The organism is Methylomonas aurea (assembly GCF_024505045.1).
In the GTDB taxonomy this organism is placed as follows: Bacteria; Pseudomonadota; Gammaproteobacteria; order Methylococcales; family Methylomonadaceae; genus Methylomonas; species Methylomonas aurea.
Map to the genome: position 1 here is coordinate 286,270 of NZ_JANIBM010000003.1, position 18,871 is coordinate 305,140.

The following is an 18,871-nucleotide window of genomic DNA, read 5'->3' on the forward strand; positions in this document are numbered from 1 at the left end:
CGGAGTAGCCTATGTTCGCATTGTTCGAAAATCCCCGCTTGCGCGGCGGCATTCATGCCGAGGAGCATAAAACCGAGACCTCGTCGCTGCCGATTGCGACCGATTTTCCGTTGCCGAAGAAACTCTATATCCCGGTGCAGCAGCATGTCGGCAAACCGGCCGAACCGTTAGTCATGGTCGGCGACAAGGTGTTGAAAGGCCAATTGCTGGCTTACAGCCAAGGCACGATTTCGGCGCCGGTGCATGCGCCGACCTCGGGTACCATCGTCGATGTCAAGGACTTTCCGGCGCCGCACCCGTCGGCCTTACCGATACGCACCGTTGTGCTGGAAAGCGATGGCCTCGAGCAATGGGCGGAGTTGAATGTCGTGGAAGATCCGTTTCAGCTCGATCCGGAAGAAATTTGCCTGCGGGTCGGCGCAGCCGGCGTGGTCGGTCTGGGCGGCGCGGTTTTTCCGTCGGCCGTGAAGCTGAGTCTGGGCCGCAAAAACAAGATTCATACCTTGCTGATCAACGCCGGCGAATGTGAACCCTATCTGACTTGCGACGACCGGTTGATGCAGGAGCGGGCGGCCGAGATAGTGGCCGGAATCCGGCTGATGCTGCGCGGGATGGATGCTCCCAAAGCCTTGGTCGGTATCGAGGACAACAAGCCGGAAGCCTTTGCCGCGATGCGCGAGGCCACCCGGAATTTACCTAACATCGTCGTCTCGCAAGTGCCTACCCGCTATCCGATGGGCTGGGATAGGCAAATGTTGCGCTATCTGACCGGCCAGGAAATACCTGCCGATGGCCGCGCCACCGACATCGGCGTCGTGGTGCATAACGTCGCCACAGCCTATGCGGTTTATAAAGCCGTATGTTTGGGGCAGCCGTTGATCAGCCGGGTGGTGACGGTGTCCGGTGCGGCGTTGGCAAAGCCGCAGAACGTCGAAGTGCCGATCGGCACGCTGATGTCGGAAGTTTTGGCCTATTGCGGCCTGGACAAAGCCAAAATGGCGCGACTGGTGATGGGCGGGCCGATGATGGGCGATGCGTTACCGATTGCCGAGGTGCCGGTGGTCAAAGCCTGTAACGGCATACTGGCTCTGTCGCATGCCGACATCGAAGAGCCGGAAGTGCAACCGTGCATTCGGTGCTCGAGCTGCGTGACGGCCTGTCCGGTCGGGCTGTTACCGTTGGAGATGGCCAGCCGGATTAAGGTCAACCAACTCGATGCGGCGGTGGATTTGGGATTGAAGGATTGCATCAGTTGTGGCAGTTGTTCTTACGTCTGTCCGTCCAATATACCGTTGGTGCATTACTTCAAATTCGCGTCCGGCGAACTGGTCAAGCGCCAACAAGCCGAACATAAAGCCGAGCAAACCAAGCGCTTGATCGAAGACCGCAACCACCGGATGGAACGCATTCGCTTGGAGGCCGAAGCCGAAGCCCAGCGTGCCGCCGAGGCCCGCGCCGCCAGGTTGGCCGCCCAACAGCAGGCGCAGCAAGCTAAAGCAGAAGGTACCGAAAAAACCGCCCCAGGCGTTGCCGCCGAGGAGACCGCATGAGCAGCAAACCGATCAGCGGACCGCATACTGCGGTCAGCCGCCGCGTGGATCAAATCATGTGGCTGGTGATAAAGGCCATGGCGCCGGCGATCGCCTGCGGCATATTTTTGTTCGGTTGGCCGGCCTTATACCTGCTGGCAACAACCGTGGCGGCTGCGCTGCTATTCGAAGCGTTTAGTCTGAAAGTGAAAGGAGTTGCCGCGTTGCCGTTTCTGCGCGACGGCTCAGCTATCGTCACCGGCTTGTTGGTAGCGATGACGTTACCGCCCTGGGCGCCGTGGTGGATAGGCGTGGTCGGCGCGGCGATTGCAATCGTGTTGGGCAAACACGTCTACGGCGGTTTGGGACAGAATTTGTTCAACCCGGCCATGCTGGCGCGGGTGGCTTTGTTGATTTCTTTTCCGATTGAGATGACGACCTGGGCCAACGTTTCGCCGCTGTTTACCGGGCCAGGGGTAATCGAGAGTTTGGGTATTACCTTCGGCAGTTTGCCGAATGCCGATGCCGTGACCGGCGCCACCACGCTAGGTTACGTTAAAACCGAATTCTCCCAAGGCCGCTTGCTTCCCGGCAGTTTGTTGGAATATTCCGGTTTTCTGGCCTTCATCGGCTGGGAGCGGGGTAGCCTGGGCGAAACTTCGTCGTTGCTGCTTTTGGCGGGCGGCATCTGGTTGATGTGGCAGGGCGTAATCAAATGGCATATTCCGGTATCGTTATTGCTGAGTATTGTTCTGTTGTCGAGCCTGTTTCATTTACTGGATAGCCAGCACTATCTCGGGCCCTGGGTGCATTTGAATTCCGGTGCGGTGATGCTGGTAGCTTTTTATATCGCCACAGATTACGTCACCTCGCCGAATACGCCGTTGGGTCAAATTATTTTCGGTGCCGGCTGCGGCATGTTGATTTACGTGATCCGCACTTGGGGCGGCTATCCGGAAGGCACCGGCTTTGCAATCTTGTTGATGAATGCCGTGACGCCGTTGATCGACCATTACATCCGTCCGCGGATTTACGGCCGTTACCGTAACGGCAAGCCGCTCGACATTTCCAACTCCTGAGGCCGGCCATGAGTTCCGAACCCGTAAAACCTCAAGCTAGGCTGAAAGCCGGCGAATTGTTGGCTTTGGCATTGCAACGTTGGGCGTCGTTCCGGCAGCAGCTGGCGCAGTGGCTGCAACCCGACAACCTGCAGCAATTAAGGCCGCAAGTTAAATTTCAGGCCGGCGTATTAGCCGGGTTTGCGCTGTTGGCTGCGATTCTGTTGGGTGTTGCCGACCTGGCCACCCGCGGCGTGATCGAATTGCGCTTGCGCGAAGATTTGCAGGCCAATTTGGCCCAGGTAGTGCCGGCCGAATTGCACGATAACGATCTGCTGCAGGACAGTGTGATGCTGGATGCCCGCGATAACAATCTTGGAAGCGAGCAAATCGAGGTGTATTTAGCCAAGCAAGCTGGGATCGTCAATGCGGTATGTTTTAAATTCGTCGCGCCGGACGGCTATGCCGGGCCGATTACTCTGGTGATGGGCGTCGACCGCAACGGCGAAATTCTCGGCGTGCGGGTCATTTCTCACGTCGAAACTCCCGGCCTGGGCGACAAGATCGAAGTCACCAAATCGAAATGGGTATTGGGATTCAACGGCAAATCGCTGGATAACCTGACCGTCGAACAATGGGCCGTGAAGAAAGACGGCGGCGTGTTCGACCAATTCAGCGGCGCGACGATCACGCCGCGCAAAGTGGTGCAGGCGATCAAGCGCGGTTTGGATTTTTACAAGTTGCACCAGGCGGAATTGCTGGCTGCCGGTTAACCGTCTGTTAGCAAGCTCGCCGAGCGCCGACTGCGTCGGTGCCGATTAGGCACAAAGCGCAAACAGTTTTTATAAGGGAGCGTAGCTGTCATGAATCTGTCGATTCTATTCTCTGCACAATATCGAAAAATCGCCCGCGACGGTTTGTGGGACAACAATGTGGTGCTGACCCAGAACTTGGCGCTGTGTCCGTTATTGGCCGTCACCGGCACTGCGACCAACGGCTTGGGCATGGGCTTGGCAACGATGGTGGTGATGGTGGCTTCCAACGCCGCGGTTTCGGTCAGCCGGCATTTGATCCCGTCGGAAATTCGGATTCCGATTTTCGTGCTGCTGATTGCGGCGCTGGTGACGCTGGTCGATATTTTTCTGAATGCCTGGATGCACGAATTGCATAAAGTGTTGGGCTTGTTCATCCCGTTGATCGTGACCAACTGCGTGATTCTGGGCCGTGCCGAAGCCTTTGCTTCCAAACAACCGGTGATGCCGTCGATGTGGGACGGTCTGATGATGGGCGTCGGCTTTACCGGAGCGATGGTAGTGTTGGGGGCGATGCGCGAGATTAGTTCGACCGGTACTTTATTTGCCAACGCTTCGGTTCTGCTTGGCGAAAGTTTTCGCTTTCTGGAGACCGTGTTGATACCGGAATACAAAGGTTTTTTACTAATGGCGTTGCCGCCGGGCGGCTTTATCATGCTCGGGTTCATGGTTGCCTTGAAGCGGCTGTTGGATCGCAGAATTGCGGTCAAGCCGGCCCCGCTAGTGGAGGCGGCGGTAGAGGTGGTCGACGAGGATGCGGTCGCGGTGGAATAACAGGAGTCGAAGATGAATGTAGGGGTATGTTACGCACAGGCCGATCGGCAAATTTGGTTGCGTCTGGAAGTGCCCGAGGGCAGCACCATCGCCGATGCGATCGAGTTGTCCGGCGTGTTGAAGCAAATTCCGGAGATTGATCTGGAAACGCAAAAAGTCGGTATTTTCGGTAAACTAGCCAAGCTGGATGCGCCGGTCAAGGAAGGCGATAGGGTGGAGATCTACCGCAAAATCACTGCCGATCCTACCCAAGTTCAGCGGCGGCGGGTGGCGTAACGATGTATGTCTGCATTTGCAAAGCGGTGACCGATAGCCAGCTCGATGCCGCGATCGCCAGAGGGCTATGTTCGCGCAAGCAGTTGTTCCATTGTTTCGGCGTGGGTGGCGACTGCGGCAAATGCAACAAGGACATTGCCAGAATCTTGACCGATAAATCTGCCGGACGCTTGCGCCAAGCGGCCAACGATCGGCACTGACCAAACACCACAATCCAGGAGAATAGACATGCAAGGGGACAAAAAAGTTATCGAATACCTGAACAAGGTATTGGAAAACGAATTAACCGCGATCAACCAATACTTTTTGCATGCCCGGATGTTCAAGAACTGGGGTTTGCAAAAACTCAACGAAAAGGAATACCACGAGTCGATCGACGAAATGAAACACGCCGACAAACTGATCGAGCGGGTGTTGTTTCTGGAAGGTTTGCCCAATCTGCAAAGCCTGGGCCGCTTGATGATAGGCGAAAATCCGCGGGAAATGCTGGAATGCGACCTTAAGTTGGAGCTGCTGGCGTTGCCGCTGTTGAAAGAAGCGATCGCTTACTGCGAATCGGTCAACGATTACATTTCCCGCGAAGTGCTGGAGCACATACTGGAAAGCGAGGAAGAACATGTCGATTGGCTGGAAACCCAGTTGGATTTGATCGAAAAAATCGGCTTGCAAAACTATTTGCAATCGCAAATGTAACGTCCGATATTCCTGCGCATCGTCTGCGCCGTTTAGCCTTTCCAGGCGCGGACGATTCATCCAGGTAGTATCCCTCAGTGCGTTGTTCCAAAATTCCGTTTTCAGCGTTTAGCGATAACGCTTTGTCGCTATCTCCCGCGATTACAAGCTAATATTTTCCGCCCGTTGCCAACAGTCGGTCCTAATAGGTTATCCTTATTCCGACCGGCAGTGGCGCCCTCAGGTTGGTCGATTCAGGGATGTTTTGGCGTATCGCATCCCGCTCGCTGGCGCATAACGGCTAAAGGCCGCCGATTTTTCAATCCCTATTGCTGGAATGGAGCGTATGCCGCAGAGTGCTTTTACCCTGGAATCCTTGCTGGAAACTCACGACTTGCCGCTGGTCATTATCGGTGCCGATTTGAATGTGGTGGCGGTCAATCGTGCTTGGGAATTGGGTTTCGGCGCGACGCGGCAGAGCAGGGTGGGTAAACCTTGCTGTGCAGACAACCGTGATTGCCGGCACCGGAAAATGTTCAGGACATTGGAGTCGTACGCCGGGGTTTATCCGGATTACAGTGACGCGGAGGCGCCGTATTCTTTGAATGTGCGCGGTTTTCCGTTGTTGGATGCCGATGCCACTCTGTATCTCGGCGAAGTGCAGACGCCGCTTCACAAATGCCCGTCCGCCGATTCCGCGGCGATGATGGTCGGCAAGTCGGCGGTATTCAACGAATTTAGAACCCGGCTGTGCCAAGCCGCGGAAACTCAAGCGGCGGTAATGCTGCTCGGCGAAACCGGCACCGGTAAGGAACTGGCCGCCGAGTTTGTACACCGGAATTCCAAACAGGCGAACGGCGAATTCGTCATTGTCGACTGTACCATCCTGGGTGAAGACTTGTTCGAAAGCGAATTGTTCGGCCATGAAAAAGGCGCGTTTACCGGCGCTACGGCGGCAAAGAAGGGCCTATTCGAATTGGCCGACAACGGGACTTTGTTTTTCGACGAAATCGGCGATTTGCCATTGTCGCAACAACCCAAACTGCTGCGAGCCCTGGAAAGCGGCCAATTTCGCCGGGTAGGCGGCACTGCGATGCAAAAAGCCAAAGTCAGGGTGGTTTGTGCGACGCATCGGAATTTGGCGGAAATGGTCAAGCAAGGCCAGTTTCGCGAGGATTTGTTTTACCGACTCTCGGTGTTCCCGGTGGAGACGCCGCCGTTACGCCAGCGCAAACAGGATTTACCGGTATTGATCGACTATTTTCTGGGTCAACTCGCGGCAGGAGGTGCCGGCTATAGCTTGACGCAACCGGCGTTGGTGAAGATGATCCAATACGACTGGCCGGGGAACATTCGCGAGTTGCGTAACTGTCTGCAATTAGCCGCCGGATTGTGCAAGGATCACAAGATACAGGATGGCGACATTCACTTCATGCAGCGTCCGGTCGAAAATGGCAATAGCGGCAACGCCGTCGACGCGAAACCGGAATCGGCGCAACTCACCGGGCTTGCCCAGTACGAAGCCGAATTTATCGGTAGTTTGATGAAAAAATATCAGGGCAACCGTAAACTGATCGCGGCCGAAATGAATATCAGCGAAAGAACGCTATACCGTAAACTTAATCGGCTTCACTTGAGTTAGGCCACCGGATACGATGATGGAATCCAATTTAATCAACTGGACGCTAGACAACATCGGCAACCAGCAGCGCAACGGCTTCACGCCGCCGCGCGACATGCGGGAAACGATCGCCCAGATCAAAGCCTTGCCGCCGCTGCCGGGTAGTGCGATGCGCATCCTGAATCTGATCGGCGACCCGCACGCCGACGTTGCCAAGTTGGCCGAAATTATTGAGCTCGACCCGCTCTTGACTGCCCAGATCATCCGTTGGGCCAGTTCCTCGTTGTACGGCTACCGCGGCAAAATCACGACCGTGCATGATGCGATCAGTAGGGTGCTCGGGTTTAATTTCGTATTGGATCTGGCGCTGGGCCTGGCGGTGTTGGCACCGCTGAAATCGCCGAAGGAGGGACAGATCGGGACCCGGATGTTTTGGACCCACGCGTTGGCCAGCACCCGGTTGATGGCGCAACTGGCCGCGGCGATGCCGGAGCCGATGCGGCCGAATTCGCAAGAATTGTTTCTGGCCGGGTTGATGCACAACATCGGTTTTCCGCTGTTGGGCCACCGTTTTCTCGACGAATTCAATTACCTGAGCGGCCTGATCAACGCCAATCCGAATCTGGCGATCTTTAATCTGGAAAATTTCGCCTTCGGTTTAAACCATACCGAAATCGGCGCTTGGCTAATGAATGTCTGGTCGATGCCGCGGACGATTACCGATATTGTCTACCATCACCACAACCCTTGTTACCGTGGCGAACATCATCTGTTGAACTTGCTGACCTTCTACAGCGATTGTCTGTTGGGCAAGTTGGGCATAGGCGATGCGGCGAACCAGCTTTGTCCGGAAGACGTGCCTGCGCTACTGGGACTGGACGAAGCGGTCTGCCAGCGCATTCTCGACAGTCAAAACGACGAGATTAGTTACATTCTGGCAACTGCCGAGCAATTGACTGATTGAGCGGAGGATCGCCCCGTCGAATTGGTCATGGCGTTGGCGGGTTGGCCTAGGGTTGGCAAGAGCCACCTAAACCCCCGCTGCTTACCACTCGGCCGCGAGTAGGGGCGGCGGCGCAAGGCTATGCGCCGAACAGGCTGGTATAATCCCGATTAAGTCGATGAATGGTTGGTTTCCACCAAGATTTTTAACTTGGAGCCGGGTTTTATGTCGGCTTTGTTGCGCGGCACGTTGTTCCATTTGCGCAATTCGGTGACATTGACGTTGAATTTCTTCGAGATCTGGCCCAGGGTGTCGCCCGGTTTGACCGTGTAGCTGATTTGCTTGATGGCTGGAACCGTTGAAGCCACGGTAATGCCGCCGTTGGTCTTTTTGATAGTCAGTTTTTGGCCAGGTTTCAATCCTGTCTTTTTCGGTAGCTTGTTCCAGCTCACGATGTCGTCCTGATCCACCGAGAAGTGCTGAGCGACTTGGGATAGTGTATCGCCTTTCTTGACGATATACATCTGTTTGGCAATTTGTACCGGGGCTGGCGATTGTACTGCAGGGGCTGCTGCGGCTACGCTGGTAGCTTCGCCTTTTTGCGACTGGTTCGACGCTGGGATCAGCAAGATTTTGCCTTGCGCCACTGATTCGTCTTCGAGATGGTTGACGCTGGCAATTTCTTCGACCGTGGTGTGGTGTTTGCTGGCAATACTCTTCAGTGTCTCTTTCTTACCAACCGTATGGTGTTCCCAACGGATGCGTTCTTCGTGCGGCAGTTCCGCCAGTTTTTCTTTAAATTTGTCGGCTTTGTCGATTGGGATCAGCAAATGTTGGGCGCCGTTCGGATCGGTGCTCCAACGGTTGTAGCCTGGATTCAGCTTCAGAAAATCGTCTAGCGGGGTTTGCGCCAATTCCGCGGCTTTGCCCAAGTCAATCTGAGATTTTACGTCGACCAGTTCGAAGTAAGGCTGGTTAGCGTACTGGTGCAGGTTGACGTTGTACTTCTCCGGGTTGGCGAAAATTTTTGCGATGGCTAATAGCCTGGGCACATAAGCCGCGGTTTCGCTGTTCAGATCCAGTGACCAGAAATCGGTGGGCTGGCCCCGCTCGATATTCCGATCCAAGGCATTTTTGATGTTGCCCTTGCCGGCGTTATAAGACGCCAACGCCAGCAGCCAGTCGTTATTGAACGTTTCGCTGAGCTCTTTTAAAAACGTCGTGGCGGCCTGGGTCGATTCGACCACGTCGCGGCGGCCGTCGTACCAGCTATTTTGTTTCAGGCCGTACAGCTTGCCGGTCGGCGGAATAAACTGCCACAAACCCGATGCCTGTGCCGGCGACATCGCGTCCGGGCGGAAAGCGCTTTCCACGGCCGGCAACAAAGCCAACTCGCCGGGGATATTTTTGGCTTCGATTTCGTTCAGGATGAAATACAAATAGGGCTCCGCCCGCTGTTGTACACGCGACAGATAGTCCGGATTGCGCAAGTACCAGTTCAGCTCGCGGTCAATCCGAGGGTGGTCGATATCCGGCAACGCATACAGCGACAGCATTCTGTCCCACAGCGTGTTATGTTCTTTGGCCGCTGCGGGTTTTTTAGATGAGCCTGCACCTTTGCCATTACGGGTAAATACGGAAAACTTGCTCGTCGAAGACTGGGTCAAGTGGTCTTTCTGAGCTTGTTGGCTACACCCTGTAACCAGCAAAATAGGTAGTAGATAAGACAGATGACGGGCTGATTTTTTAGAAATTGAGCGGGGCATTGTCTGAACTCGCTAAAATAAAAAAATTAGATCCTAGCATGGCTTTCCGAAATAGCCAAAAAAACATAGCCTTATCGGTTGAATAGATGAAAAGACAATTCTTGTTTGCGCTATACCAAACCCCGAGGGGAAAGCTGTTGCAAACCATGGAGGCTAGCTACCTGAAGCGTTCGATTACCGTCAGTTGCAAACAAAACCAATTGCAAATCGGCGGACTGGGGTGGGAGAGCGAGTTCGTCGATTTTTCGCTTTATCGCAATTATTTGATTGTTGATCGCAAGGCGCTGGGTGATGCAGATGCGCTTAAAGTCGCCGCCAAGGCTTTTAATTTGCCGATCCAGACCGAGTCGATGGACTTGGTAATATTGCCGCATATACTCGAGTTCGATGCGCGCCGATTTCAGACTCTGCGCGAGGTGAACCGGGTGTTGAAACCGGGCGGCGAATTGGTGGTATTGAATTTCAGCCCATTCAGCTTGGCGGTGCGATTCCAGTTTTTGTGGGACAGAAAATTGACCGATTCCTGGCGAGCCCATTTTATAACCAAGGCGCGGATGTTGGACTGGTTAAAATTGATGAATTTCGAACTGTTGACCGCCGCTGAGTTCGGTCTTGACAGTTACACTATTTCTCACGGTAAGTTCCAATTCGGCCTCGGATCGTTATTCGCGATGGCCTACGGCATCAGGGCTGTAAAAAGGCAATACACTCTGATTCCCCTGACGGTGGAAAAACGGCGGAAAACCAAATTAGCGGCTGCGACGGCAGGCTTGGAGTCGCGTTCACATGAGGATCATTGATAGATGGCGGAAACGGTCAATATTTACACTGACGGTGCTTGCAAGGGTAATCCCGGGCCGGGCGGCTGGGGAGTGTGCATGCAATATAAGGCTTATCGGAAAGAATTGTTCGGCGGCGAAGCTGAAACCACCAATAACCGGATGGAGTTGATGGCGGCGATTCAAGCCTTGGAAACGTTAAACAAACCCTGTAACGTCAGGCTATATACCGATTCCAAATATGTGTTGCAGGGTATTACCGAGTGGATGCCCAATTGGAAAAAGCGCGCCTGGAAAACCGCAGCTAACCAACCGGTGAAAAACGTCGAATTATGGCGGCGCTTGGATGCGGCTATACAACTTCATCGGATCGATTGGGTCTGGGTTAAGGGCCATGCCGGCGTTGCCGGCAACGAACGCGCCGACCAGTTGGCAAACCAAGGCATTGTCCGATTATCCGGTTCTTAAACAATACAACAATAGGTGCGAAATGATAGGTTCGGTAGCGGCAGCATTAATCGCGTTATGGTTTTACAACACGGCACCGCGTTCGGGACGGCCAGCGATCTCCTGGGCGGTGTCGGGCGTAGTGGTTTATTTTTTGGCGGCGGTATTGTGGACCCTGATCGTGACGCCCGCGATCAAGGATACTGCCAGCCACACCCAGAACGGCGTGTTGGTTTTCATCGTCCAATACGCCTACATCGCCTTCGGGGCATCGTCGGCGCTGGCGGTCAATGCCTGGTTGAATAAGGCGGCTTGACGCGGTCGGCGCGATGGCGGGTTGGTCGGTTTACATCATCGAATGTTGCGATGGTAGCCTCTATACTGGTATCGCTACCGATGTCGAACGGCGTTTTCGCCAGCATCTGGCCGGCACAGGCGCCAAGTATTTCAGAACCAAACAGCCCGTTCGGGTCGTTTACACGGAGTCCGAACACGATAGGGTGACCGCCAGCCGGCGAGAGGCTGAGATCAAGCGCATGGCGCGGGCGGAAAAGCTGGCAATGCTGCAATCGGCCCGCTAAGCGAACAAGTTTGTGGTGGGCTTGCAATTACCCGGTGGCTAGGTCCCTGTTAGCCGCAAGTTGGCCGGCTTGTTATCAAAAATTGACTTTAAAACCGGCCTGGACCAAACGAGGCGAGCCGGGCAGGATGCCGCGGGTTCGATCCACGATATAAGTCTCGTCGAGTAGATTTTTCAGCGATACGAAGAAATCGGTGTTGATCGGTTTGGCGTGGTAGGTCGTCGCCACGTTTAACACCACGTAGTCGTCGATTTTGCCGATTTGGCCGTTACCGTTGAGCGGCGCGGTGCCGGTATTGGCAAAATCGCTGAATTGCTCGCCGACGTAAACCGTCTCCAAATGCAGGTCGAAGCCGCTGGCGTGGGCGTAACCGATGGTCGTGGTCAGATTGTGCTCCGGCGAGTAGGGCAGGCGGTTGCCGACAAAGTTGCCGTTGGCCATCGCGATTGCCGTGGCGTTGTTGCAATCGGTGCCGGTCGCCAGGCAGCGGAACGCTGAGGTCATTTCCGCCGTGCCGACCCAAGTGTAAGCCGCTTGCAGGTAGACGTTATGGTCGCTGTCGAACAACGGGCCGAAATCCTGGCGGGCCGACAATTCCGCGCCTTGGTATAAAGCCTGTCCGGCCGCTAGCGGCGTCGAGCCGCCGGCAATGCTGCCGACTGCGTTTTGCTGCAAGAAGTCGGCGTGGAACAAGGTGGCATCCAATTTGGCGCCTTTATAAGGCTTGGTCCTGACTCCCACCTCGTAATTCCAGCTTTTTTCCGGCCCTACGTCCACGACGGTGCCGACATTGCTCAAGGTGTCCTCGGCGCGCGGCGGGGCAAAGCCGCCGTGAAAGCCGAAAAAGGTGGTGATCTTGTCGTTCGGCGCATGCGAGATACCGAAGGCCGGCAGAATTTCGGTCAGCGTGGTATCGCCGGCGAGATTGGTGCGTTTATCCAGGCGGCGAAAATCGACGTGTTCGATGCGAATGCCCGGCGTCAAACTCCAATCGCCGAGTATGAACCGGTTTTGGACAAAGCCCGAGTAGGCATCGGTCTCCCGCTCGTTACGTTCGGCGATCGATGTTAACGTGCCCGTCAAAAATTGCTTATTTTCCTGGGTCCGCTGTTGTTCTTCGAAATGGGCGCGGAAGCCCATGTCGAGTTCGCTGTCGATGCCCAGGGTTTTATGGTTGACATGCAGGCGCGGTTCGACGCCGTAGCTGTAGTAATCGCGTAGCCGGCCCTGAATCGAGTTGCAACTGTTCGGGTCGACCTCTACGCCGGCCAGTCTGGCGTTATTGAAACCGCATTGGTTATCGGTCGTCGTGCTGGCCTGGCGCCACCAATCCCGGTGGAAATGCGACCAGTAGACATTGGTGGTCAACGTGGCGTTGTTATTGATGCTGTACTGGTGGGTGACCGAAGTACCCCAGCGGTCGGTTTTCATCGAGTCGTTTTTAAACGGGTTGTAGCGAATCCCGAAGTTACGCATTTCGGCGTCGGTGATGCCGGAATACGTCAACTGCGAGTCTTCCTGGAAATAGTTGGCGCGAATGGTCAGGGCGTTGTTCGCGTCGATATCGTAGACGCTTTTGATGTTGAAGTCGTTGATGTCGGAATGGGTATTGTCGCGGGCGCCGCGGCTCTCTTTATGGGTAATATCGACGAGGCCGCCGAAATCGCCGACCGTACCGCCGTAGCTGAAATGGCCGTCGTAAAAATCACGGGTACCTCCGGTGAAGCTTAGATAACCGCCGGGTTTGCTGGGCGGATTCGGCGTCAAATAGTTGATGGTGCCGGTGATGGTTTGCGGTCCGTACAAGATTTGCGACGGGCCCTTCAAGACTTCGATACTGGCGAAACGCTCGATCGGCGGATGGTAATAACTGGCATTATCGCCGTATGGAGCGTACGACAGCGGGATGCCATCTTCCAATAGCAAGGTTTTGGTGGAGCGGGTGGGGTTCATGCCGCGGATACCGATGTTCGGCCGCATGCCGAAGCCCTCTTCGTCGCGGGCGTTGACGCCCGGTATTTTTCGCAACGCCTCGTTGACGTTAAATACATGGCTTTCGAACAATTCTTCCTGGGTCAGTACATTGACGGCGCCGGGGATTTTTTGCATGGTTTCGGCGGATTCGACGATTTCCACCACCGGCATCTCCAGCTCCGTATCTTCGGCGACGGCGGCCGCGAGCAAAATCGGGGAATGGCCGAGAATCATAGCGATTTGGCCGGGGATCAGTAGGCGTGAATGTTTTTTCGACATGGCATGATTCCGGATTGAAAATTTCTTTAAATAAGTAGGGGCTTAACAAAATTTAACCAAAGTATACGTTCGCCGGGGTCAAAGGTAAATGATAATGCATATTGTTTGCTATTTGGTTTTGGTGAGATCGAGCCGGCTCGATGCGGTCAGGTGCGGGATTTTTTGCGGTTTTTTGGCGTCGCCTGTACCATGCCCGGTCATTTATTAAGTTTGGGGGGAAACCGATGAATAAACATCTACAACAAGTCAGAGCTTTTCACGACAGCTTCGGCATCGCCCAACCGGAAGAGGGCGATAGCGGCCATGTGTCGGATATGGACATCGTCCTGCGCCAAGCCTTATTGCTGGATTGCGCCAGCGACACCTTCAAAGCCATCGCCGCCGGCGATCTGGAAAAGATCCTGGCCGGTCTGTTGGACTTGGCGTTCAACGCGTTGGCGGCGATCGCGACCCGCGGCGATGATGTAGTCGCTGTTGCCGCCAATTGGCGGCAGGACGGTTCGGTGTTATCGGTGGTCAGGGTTTTGTCCGATAAGGTCAACCAATGCGCATCCGGCGAAACTGTGCATTACTCGGGTTTGTACTCGATCTGCGTGCATCTGGCGCAACGTTTCGTCAATGCCGACTTCGACCAGGCGTTCCAAATTTTGCAGCGCCATTTGCTAAGCGGGCAGGGCGATGCGGTACGGATCGATTTGAGTCCGGCTTTGTTCGAATAATCCAGCTGCGATGCTAGAACAACGCTACAAGTTGGGTTTCGTCGGCATCGGTCTAATGGGCCGGCCACTGGTGTTGCGTCTGCTGCAGGCCGGCTATGCAGTGAGGGTGTGGAATCGGGACCCGGAAAAAACCCATCCGGTCGCCGAGGCTGGCGCTGAGGTTTGCGGTTCCGTTGCCGAACTGGTTCGCGCTACCGACGTGACGATTTTATGTCTAGCCGATACGGCTGCGGTGGAACAGGTGGTGGTGCAACAGGTGCTGAATTATGGCGGTTCGGGCAAATTGCTGATCGACTTGTCCAGTATCGATCCGGAAACCACGCGGCGGCTGGCCCGGGAGTTAAAAGCCGCTTGCGGCATGGCTTGGGTCGATGCGCCGGTTTCGGGAGGCACCGCGGGAGCTGAGCAAGGAACCTTAGCCATCATGGCGGGAGGCGATGCCGCCGATATTGCCGTTGCGCGCGAAGTGTTGCGGCCTTTGTATAGCCGCCTGACGCACATGGGGCTGGTCGGTAGCGGCCAGACTACCAAGATTTGCAATCAAATGATCGTCAGTTGCAATGTGCTGGCCATCGCCGAAATGATGGCTTTGGCCAAAGCGGCCGGCGTCGACGCGGCCAAAATTCCGGAAGCCTTGGCCGGAGGCTTCGCCGATTCCAAGCCGCTGCAAATCGTCGGGCCGGAAATGGCCGCGGAGTGCTTCGAGCCGGTGAAGTGGCGGGTGAAAACCTTGCTGAAGGATTTAAACATGGCCGTCGAACTGGCTGCCAAGCAGGGCAGTGCGGTGCCGATGTCGGGCTTGGCCGCGCAATTGATGCAATTGCACGGCAGCCGCGGATTTCTTGAACAGGACCCTGCGACTTTGGTCAAGCAATACCTCCAATCCTGATGCTGCAGTTCTCTGCCAATCTCAGCCTGCTATTTAACGAATATCCGCTGGCGCAACGGTTCGCGGCCGCCAAGGCCAGCGGATTCGATGCGGTAGAAATTCAGTTCCCCTACAGCGTTCCGGCCGCGGAATTGGGGCAGCTGTTGGATGACAACGGCTTGCGGCTGGTGTTGTTCAATGTCGATGCCGATACCTTGTTGCAAGGCGGCGAAGGTCTCGCCGCGGTGCCGGAAAAGCGCCAGGATTTTCAACGGGCAGTGGAACAGGCGCTACGCTATGCCGAGGTGTTGCGGCCTGGAGCGATAAACGTGTTGCCCGGCCGCTGCCTGAACTCGGAGCGGCTGGCCCAATACCGGGCAACCTTTCTGGAAAACCTGGATTATGCGGCCCGGGCCTTTGCCGGCCAGGGTATCGTCACGGTTTTCGAAGCGGTGAACAGTTTCGATATGCCGGGATTTATTGTCGATAGCAGCGCGCAGATGCTGAAAATACTGCACGACTTGAATCATCCGCAATTGCGCTTGCAATACGACATTTACCACATGAGCCGGATGGGCGAGGATTGCGCCGATTTTCTGCGCCGCCACATCGGCCAGATCGGCCATATCCAGTTTGCCGACTGTCCGGGGCGGGGCCAACCTGGTAGCGGCTCGCTGGATTTTCCGGCTTTGTTCCAAATCATTCGCAAGTCCGATTATTCCGGTTGGACCGGGGCCGAATACCGTCCTGGCGCAGCAACCGCCGACAGCCTGGCTTGGCTGAAAAGCTGCTCGGCAGGCGGAACTGGCGCGGTATAATCGCCCTACCTAATTTGATAGTCCAGCGTATGTCCAAGCATAACTTCACGATTCACCATGCTAGTTTGATTGTTTCCGATACCGAGCAGTCCCTGCATTTTTATCGGGATGTCCTCGGCATGCAACCTATAGAACGCCCACCATTGCCGTTTCCAGGCGCCTGGCTGGCAATTGGCGACCAGCAGATTCATTTGCTGGAGCTGGAAAACCCGGATCCGACAACGGGTCGCCCGGCCCACGGCGGCCGCGACCGCCATGTGGCGATGCATATCGATTCGGTTGACGCGTTACGCAGCGATTTGGGGACGGCCGGTGTTGCTTATACCCTGAGCATTTCCGGGCGGCGGGCCTTGTTTTGCCGCGATCGCGACGGTAATGCCTTGGAGTTCATCGAGCGGGTTTGAGCGGATGCCGTTCGGGCGCATTTTGTACGGCGGTTTGGCGCTAGGCAGTCTGGCGATGTTTTTGTTCGTTGCCGGTTTTTTCTGTTTTCGGCTCGGCTTGGCTTTGCTGGCCGGTTTCTTTTATGCCGTAGCCGGCAAGTTTTTGTTACTTGCGCTGGTTGGGATGGGCTTGCTTGGTCTGGCTGCCCTGGCAAAAGCGCTGTACCGGGAGTTGCGCGGCTATTTTCGGCGCGATGCGGCGGAAATTCGCTGTTGGTGGGCGTTGCGCAACCAAATCCGCGACGCCGGCTTGCGCGCCGGCTCTGAGGCGCGACAAATGCGTTATCGGATCCAAATCGAACGCGGACGCCTCTCGGCTGCAAACCAGCGCAAACATTTGCGGCAATTGCGGCAGGCCATCGAAGCTGAACTGACTGCCGCTCGCGAGTATGTGCCCGCCGCGACCTATCGGTCCCTGCGCAAATCCTTACGCCAGCATTACAAACGGGCGGATGCGGCGGCGATGCTGGCGTTACGCAAACAATTGTCATGTTCGTGATGCGGCGCTGGTTGGCGGAAGTCCTGACCTTTTGGCGCCGTAGCGCAGATGAGAATTTACATTGGCGCTTGTCCCGACAGGACGACCTCGAGCAACTGCGCCGGGAGCAGGCTTTGGCCGAGCAGGAGTTGGTCGCCGAATTAAAAAAACGCAGCCAGCAACTCGCCCATGAACTGGCTTTGAACAAGGCGCGGAATCAGAACGAACTGGCGATGCTGAAAACGCGTTGCCGACAAGACTTGCAGGATTACCAGCAGTACTTGCAATCGTTGGACAGATTGAAAGATTCGCTGCGCCGCAGCTACAGCCATTTGCCGGAAGCGGTCGCATTCACGATCCATCATCACGCGAAGCAGTTGCTGAACCGGATGTGGGAAGCGGACGAACCGCAGCAGAAGTTGAAGATCGAGATGCAGTTGCTGCAATTGATGACAGCGGTGCATGAAGACAGCCGGGCTAGGTTACAGTCGGACGTCGCCGAAGGCCTGCCGCAAAGGGCTTTGGCCTGTATCGACGCCGATCTCGATAATCAGATCGGCTGAAAATATTCCTCGATATCCTTAATCAATTTTTTGTTCAACGCGAACATCACAACGTGGTCGCCCTCCGCGAACACGGTATCGTGATGCACCGGAATCACTTCCTTTTCCCGAATCAAAGCGCCGAGAATCACGCCGTCCGGCAAGTTGACTTGGTCGACGCGTAAGCCGACTACCGACGAGGAATTCTTGCTGCGGTGGGCGATGGCTTCGATGGCTTCGGCGCTGCCGCCGCAAACCGAACTGACGCCGACCACATCGCCTTTGCGGACGTGCTTTAAAATGCCGCCCAGGGTTTCCAGTTTGGGTTGAATCGCCAGATCGATGTCGCTGCCGTCCAGTAGTTTCAGGTAAGAATTGTTGTTGACCAGGCAGATCGATTTTTTCGCGCCCAGTTTTTTCGCGAGGCCGGCGGCGATCAGGTTGATGCCGTCGTTATTGGTAATGGCGCAGAACAGATCGATGTTTTCGATCATTTCTTCCTGCAGCAAGGATTCATCGGTGCAATCGCCGTGCAAAATCAAGGTATGGCGCAGATCGTTGGCGATTTCCCGGGCGCGGTTGATGTCTTTCTCGATGATTTTGACCTGGTAATTGTGTTGTAACGCAATGCCCAGCCGCTTACCGACATGGCCGCCGCCGGCCAGCATGATGGTTTTGATCGGCGATTCCAGTTTGTGCAGGTCGACCAGGGTTTTCAGGACTTTTTCGCGCGGGCAGACGAAAAACACTTCGTCGCCCGTCGCAATCACCGCCTCGCCGTTCACTGGTATGGCCTTGCCGTCGCGGAAAATCGCGGCAACGCGGATCATGCTATCGGCCAGTTTTTCCTTGACTGCGTGGATGCGTTTGCCGGTCAGAAAGCCGGTGGGCACCACCCGGATCGAGAACAGTCTGACCAAGCCGTCGGCGAACTCGGAGACGTGTAAAGCGCCGGGATATTTGATCAGATTATGGATAGATTCGGTGACGACCTGCTCCGGGCTGATGACGATGTCGATGCCGCCGGGTTGGAATAGTTGTGGATGGTTGAGAAAGTCGATCGCCCGCACCCTGGCGATGGTTTTGGGCTTGCTGTACAGCGTATTGATTACTTGACAGGCCAGCATGTTGGTTTCGTCGCGGTCGGTGACGGCGATAACCATGTCGGCGTCGCGGATTCCGGCCTGTTCCAAGATGCTGGGGTGGGCGGCATTGCCTTCGATCGTGGCGATATCCAGGCGGCCTTTCAATTCCGTCAATAAACTGGGATTTTTGTCGATAACGACAATGTCGTTCTCTTCGCTGGCCAAAGCGCCGGCAACCGATGAGCCGGTTACGCCGGCACCAAGTATCACTATTTTCATATAACTCAACGCCGGAAATATGGGCTCTCAGGCTATTTTCCGCGAGACCGAACGCCTGTTGGTTTAAAGGCCGCGGATTATACGCCGATCGCATGGCATGTCCATGGCAAAACCGAGACTTGAGAGGG

Annotated in this window: 22 protein-coding genes; 19 read left to right on the forward strand and 3 right to left on the reverse strand. The window is 55.5% G+C overall.

Features of this window, described 5'->3' with window-relative positions:
- Nucleotides 1-11 precede the first annotated feature (11 nt).
- The 9 genes from rsxC (at nucleotide 12) to NP603_RS04555 (ending at nucleotide 7,706) form a co-directional block, all read left to right on the forward strand.
- Nucleotides 12-1,550, forward strand: a complete 1,539-nt coding sequence (gene rsxC, locus NP603_RS04515) for an electron transport complex subunit RsxC (RefSeq protein WP_256609733.1) — start codon at nucleotides 12-14, stop codon at nucleotides 1,548-1,550.
- Nucleotides 1,547-2,608, forward strand: a complete 1,062-nt coding sequence (locus NP603_RS04520; protein ID WP_256609734.1) for an RnfABCDGE type electron transport complex subunit D — start codon at nucleotides 1,547-1,549, stop codon at nucleotides 2,606-2,608. The genes rsxC and NP603_RS04520 overlap by 4 nt, the downstream gene beginning before the upstream one ends.
- 8 nt (nucleotides 2,609-2,616) lie before the next feature.
- Nucleotides 2,617-3,360, forward strand: a complete 744-nt coding sequence (gene rsxG, locus NP603_RS04525; RefSeq protein ID WP_256609735.1) for an electron transport complex subunit RsxG — start codon at nucleotides 2,617-2,619, stop codon at nucleotides 3,358-3,360.
- Between the two features lie 90 nt (nucleotides 3,361-3,450).
- Nucleotides 3,451-4,173, forward strand: a complete 723-nt coding sequence (locus NP603_RS04530) for an electron transport complex subunit E (RefSeq protein ID WP_256609736.1) — start codon at nucleotides 3,451-3,453, stop codon at nucleotides 4,171-4,173.
- A gap of 12 nt (nucleotides 4,174-4,185) precedes the next feature.
- Complete coding sequence (locus tag NP603_RS04535) at nucleotides 4,186-4,449, forward strand: RnfH family protein (protein ID WP_054758476.1); 264 nt, start codon at nucleotides 4,186-4,188, stop codon at nucleotides 4,447-4,449.
- 2 nt (nucleotides 4,450-4,451) lie between these two features.
- Nucleotides 4,452-4,649 carry a (2Fe-2S)-binding protein gene (locus tag NP603_RS04540; protein ID WP_256609737.1) on the forward strand — a complete coding sequence of 66 codons (198 nt, stop codon included), beginning with the start codon at nucleotides 4,452-4,454 and terminating at the stop codon, nucleotides 4,647-4,649.
- A gap of 28 nt (nucleotides 4,650-4,677) precedes the next feature.
- Nucleotides 4,678-5,142 carry a bacterioferritin gene (gene bfr / locus NP603_RS04545; RefSeq protein ID WP_256609738.1) on the forward strand — a complete coding sequence of 155 codons (465 nt, stop codon included), beginning with the start codon at nucleotides 4,678-4,680 and terminating at the stop codon, nucleotides 5,140-5,142.
- Nucleotides 5,143-5,467: 325 nt separating this feature from the next.
- A complete protein-coding gene (locus tag NP603_RS04550) occupies nucleotides 5,468-6,763 on the forward strand; it encodes a sigma-54 interaction domain-containing protein (protein ID WP_256609739.1) in 1,296 nt (431 codons plus the stop codon).
- Between the two features lie 16 nt (nucleotides 6,764-6,779).
- On the forward strand, nucleotides 6,780-7,706 hold the full coding sequence (locus tag NP603_RS04555; protein WP_256609740.1) for an HDOD domain-containing protein: 927 nt from the start codon (nucleotides 6,780-6,782) through the stop codon (nucleotides 7,704-7,706).
- 149 nt (nucleotides 7,707-7,855) lie between these two features.
- Here NP603_RS04555 and NP603_RS04560 read toward each other — a convergent pair whose 3' ends face one another.
- The gene (locus NP603_RS04560) at nucleotides 7,856-9,352 is read right to left on the reverse strand and encodes a LysM peptidoglycan-binding domain-containing protein (protein ID WP_256609741.1); all 1,497 of its coding nucleotides are present in this window, start codon (nucleotides 9,350-9,352) and stop codon (nucleotides 7,856-7,858) included.
- A gap of 185 nt (nucleotides 9,353-9,537) precedes the next feature.
- Between NP603_RS04560 and NP603_RS04565 the strand changes: the two genes are divergently transcribed.
- Genes NP603_RS04565 through NP603_RS04580 form a run of 4 tightly spaced genes read left to right on the forward strand, consistent with a single transcriptional unit; the run spans nucleotide 9,538 to nucleotide 11,258 of the window.
- Nucleotides 9,538-10,251 carry a class I SAM-dependent methyltransferase gene (locus NP603_RS04565; RefSeq protein WP_256609742.1) on the forward strand — a complete coding sequence of 238 codons (714 nt, stop codon included), beginning with the start codon at nucleotides 9,538-9,540 and terminating at the stop codon, nucleotides 10,249-10,251.
- Nucleotides 10,252-10,254: 3 nt separating this feature from the next.
- Complete coding sequence (rnhA, locus tag NP603_RS04570; protein WP_256609743.1) at nucleotides 10,255-10,698, forward strand: ribonuclease HI; 444 nt, start codon at nucleotides 10,255-10,257, stop codon at nucleotides 10,696-10,698.
- A gap of 22 nt (nucleotides 10,699-10,720) precedes the next feature.
- Nucleotides 10,721-10,993, forward strand: a complete 273-nt coding sequence (locus tag NP603_RS04575) for a hypothetical protein (protein ID WP_256609744.1) — start codon at nucleotides 10,721-10,723, stop codon at nucleotides 10,991-10,993.
- A 13-nt stretch (nucleotides 10,994-11,006) separates the two neighbouring features.
- A complete protein-coding gene (locus NP603_RS04580; protein ID WP_256609745.1) occupies nucleotides 11,007-11,258 on the forward strand; it encodes a GIY-YIG nuclease family protein in 252 nt (83 codons plus the stop codon).
- A 75-nt stretch (nucleotides 11,259-11,333) separates the two neighbouring features.
- Here the strand turns inward: NP603_RS04580 and NP603_RS04585 are convergent, their stop codons facing one another.
- A complete protein-coding gene (locus NP603_RS04585; RefSeq protein WP_256609746.1) occupies nucleotides 11,334-13,511 on the reverse strand; it encodes a TonB-dependent receptor family protein in 2,178 nt (725 codons plus the stop codon).
- Nucleotides 13,512-13,735: 224 nt separating this feature from the next.
- Here NP603_RS04585 and NP603_RS04590 point away from each other — a divergent pair, with 224 nt between their 5' ends.
- From NP603_RS04590 to NP603_RS04615, 6 genes are read left to right on the forward strand one after another with little or no spacing between them, the layout of a single operon-like run.
- Complete coding sequence (locus tag NP603_RS04590) at nucleotides 13,736-14,230, forward strand: nucleoside triphosphate pyrophosphohydrolase family protein (protein ID WP_256609747.1); 495 nt, start codon at nucleotides 13,736-13,738, stop codon at nucleotides 14,228-14,230.
- 10 nt (nucleotides 14,231-14,240) lie between these two features.
- The gene (locus NP603_RS04595; protein ID WP_256609748.1) at nucleotides 14,241-15,119 is read left to right on the forward strand and encodes an NAD(P)-dependent oxidoreductase; all 879 of its coding nucleotides are present in this window, start codon (nucleotides 14,241-14,243) and stop codon (nucleotides 15,117-15,119) included.
- The gene (locus tag NP603_RS04600) at nucleotides 15,119-15,916 is read left to right on the forward strand and encodes a hydroxypyruvate isomerase family protein (RefSeq protein WP_256609749.1); all 798 of its coding nucleotides are present in this window, start codon (nucleotides 15,119-15,121) and stop codon (nucleotides 15,914-15,916) included. Before NP603_RS04595 ends, NP603_RS04600 begins: the two co-directional genes overlap by 1 nt.
- Nucleotides 15,917-15,945: 29 nt before the next feature.
- A complete protein-coding gene (locus NP603_RS04605) occupies nucleotides 15,946-16,320 on the forward strand; it encodes a VOC family protein (protein WP_256609750.1) in 375 nt (124 codons plus the stop codon).
- A gap of 4 nt (nucleotides 16,321-16,324) precedes the next feature.
- Nucleotides 16,325-16,858, forward strand: a complete 534-nt coding sequence (locus NP603_RS04610) for a hypothetical protein (protein WP_256609751.1) — start codon at nucleotides 16,325-16,327, stop codon at nucleotides 16,856-16,858.
- The gene (locus tag NP603_RS04615) at nucleotides 16,849-17,400 is read left to right on the forward strand and encodes a hypothetical protein (RefSeq protein ID WP_256609752.1); all 552 of its coding nucleotides are present in this window, start codon (nucleotides 16,849-16,851) and stop codon (nucleotides 17,398-17,400) included. The genes NP603_RS04610 and NP603_RS04615 overlap by 10 nt, the downstream gene beginning before the upstream one ends.
- On the opposite strand, the gene trkA is transcribed toward NP603_RS04615, so the two are convergent.
- Nucleotides 17,388-18,743, reverse strand: coding sequence for a Trk system potassium transporter TrkA (gene trkA / locus NP603_RS04620; protein WP_256609753.1), 1,356 nt, complete (start codon nucleotides 18,741-18,743; stop codon nucleotides 17,388-17,390). The genes NP603_RS04615 and trkA overlap by 13 nt on opposite strands.
- Between the last annotated feature and the right edge of the window lie 128 nt (nucleotides 18,744-18,871).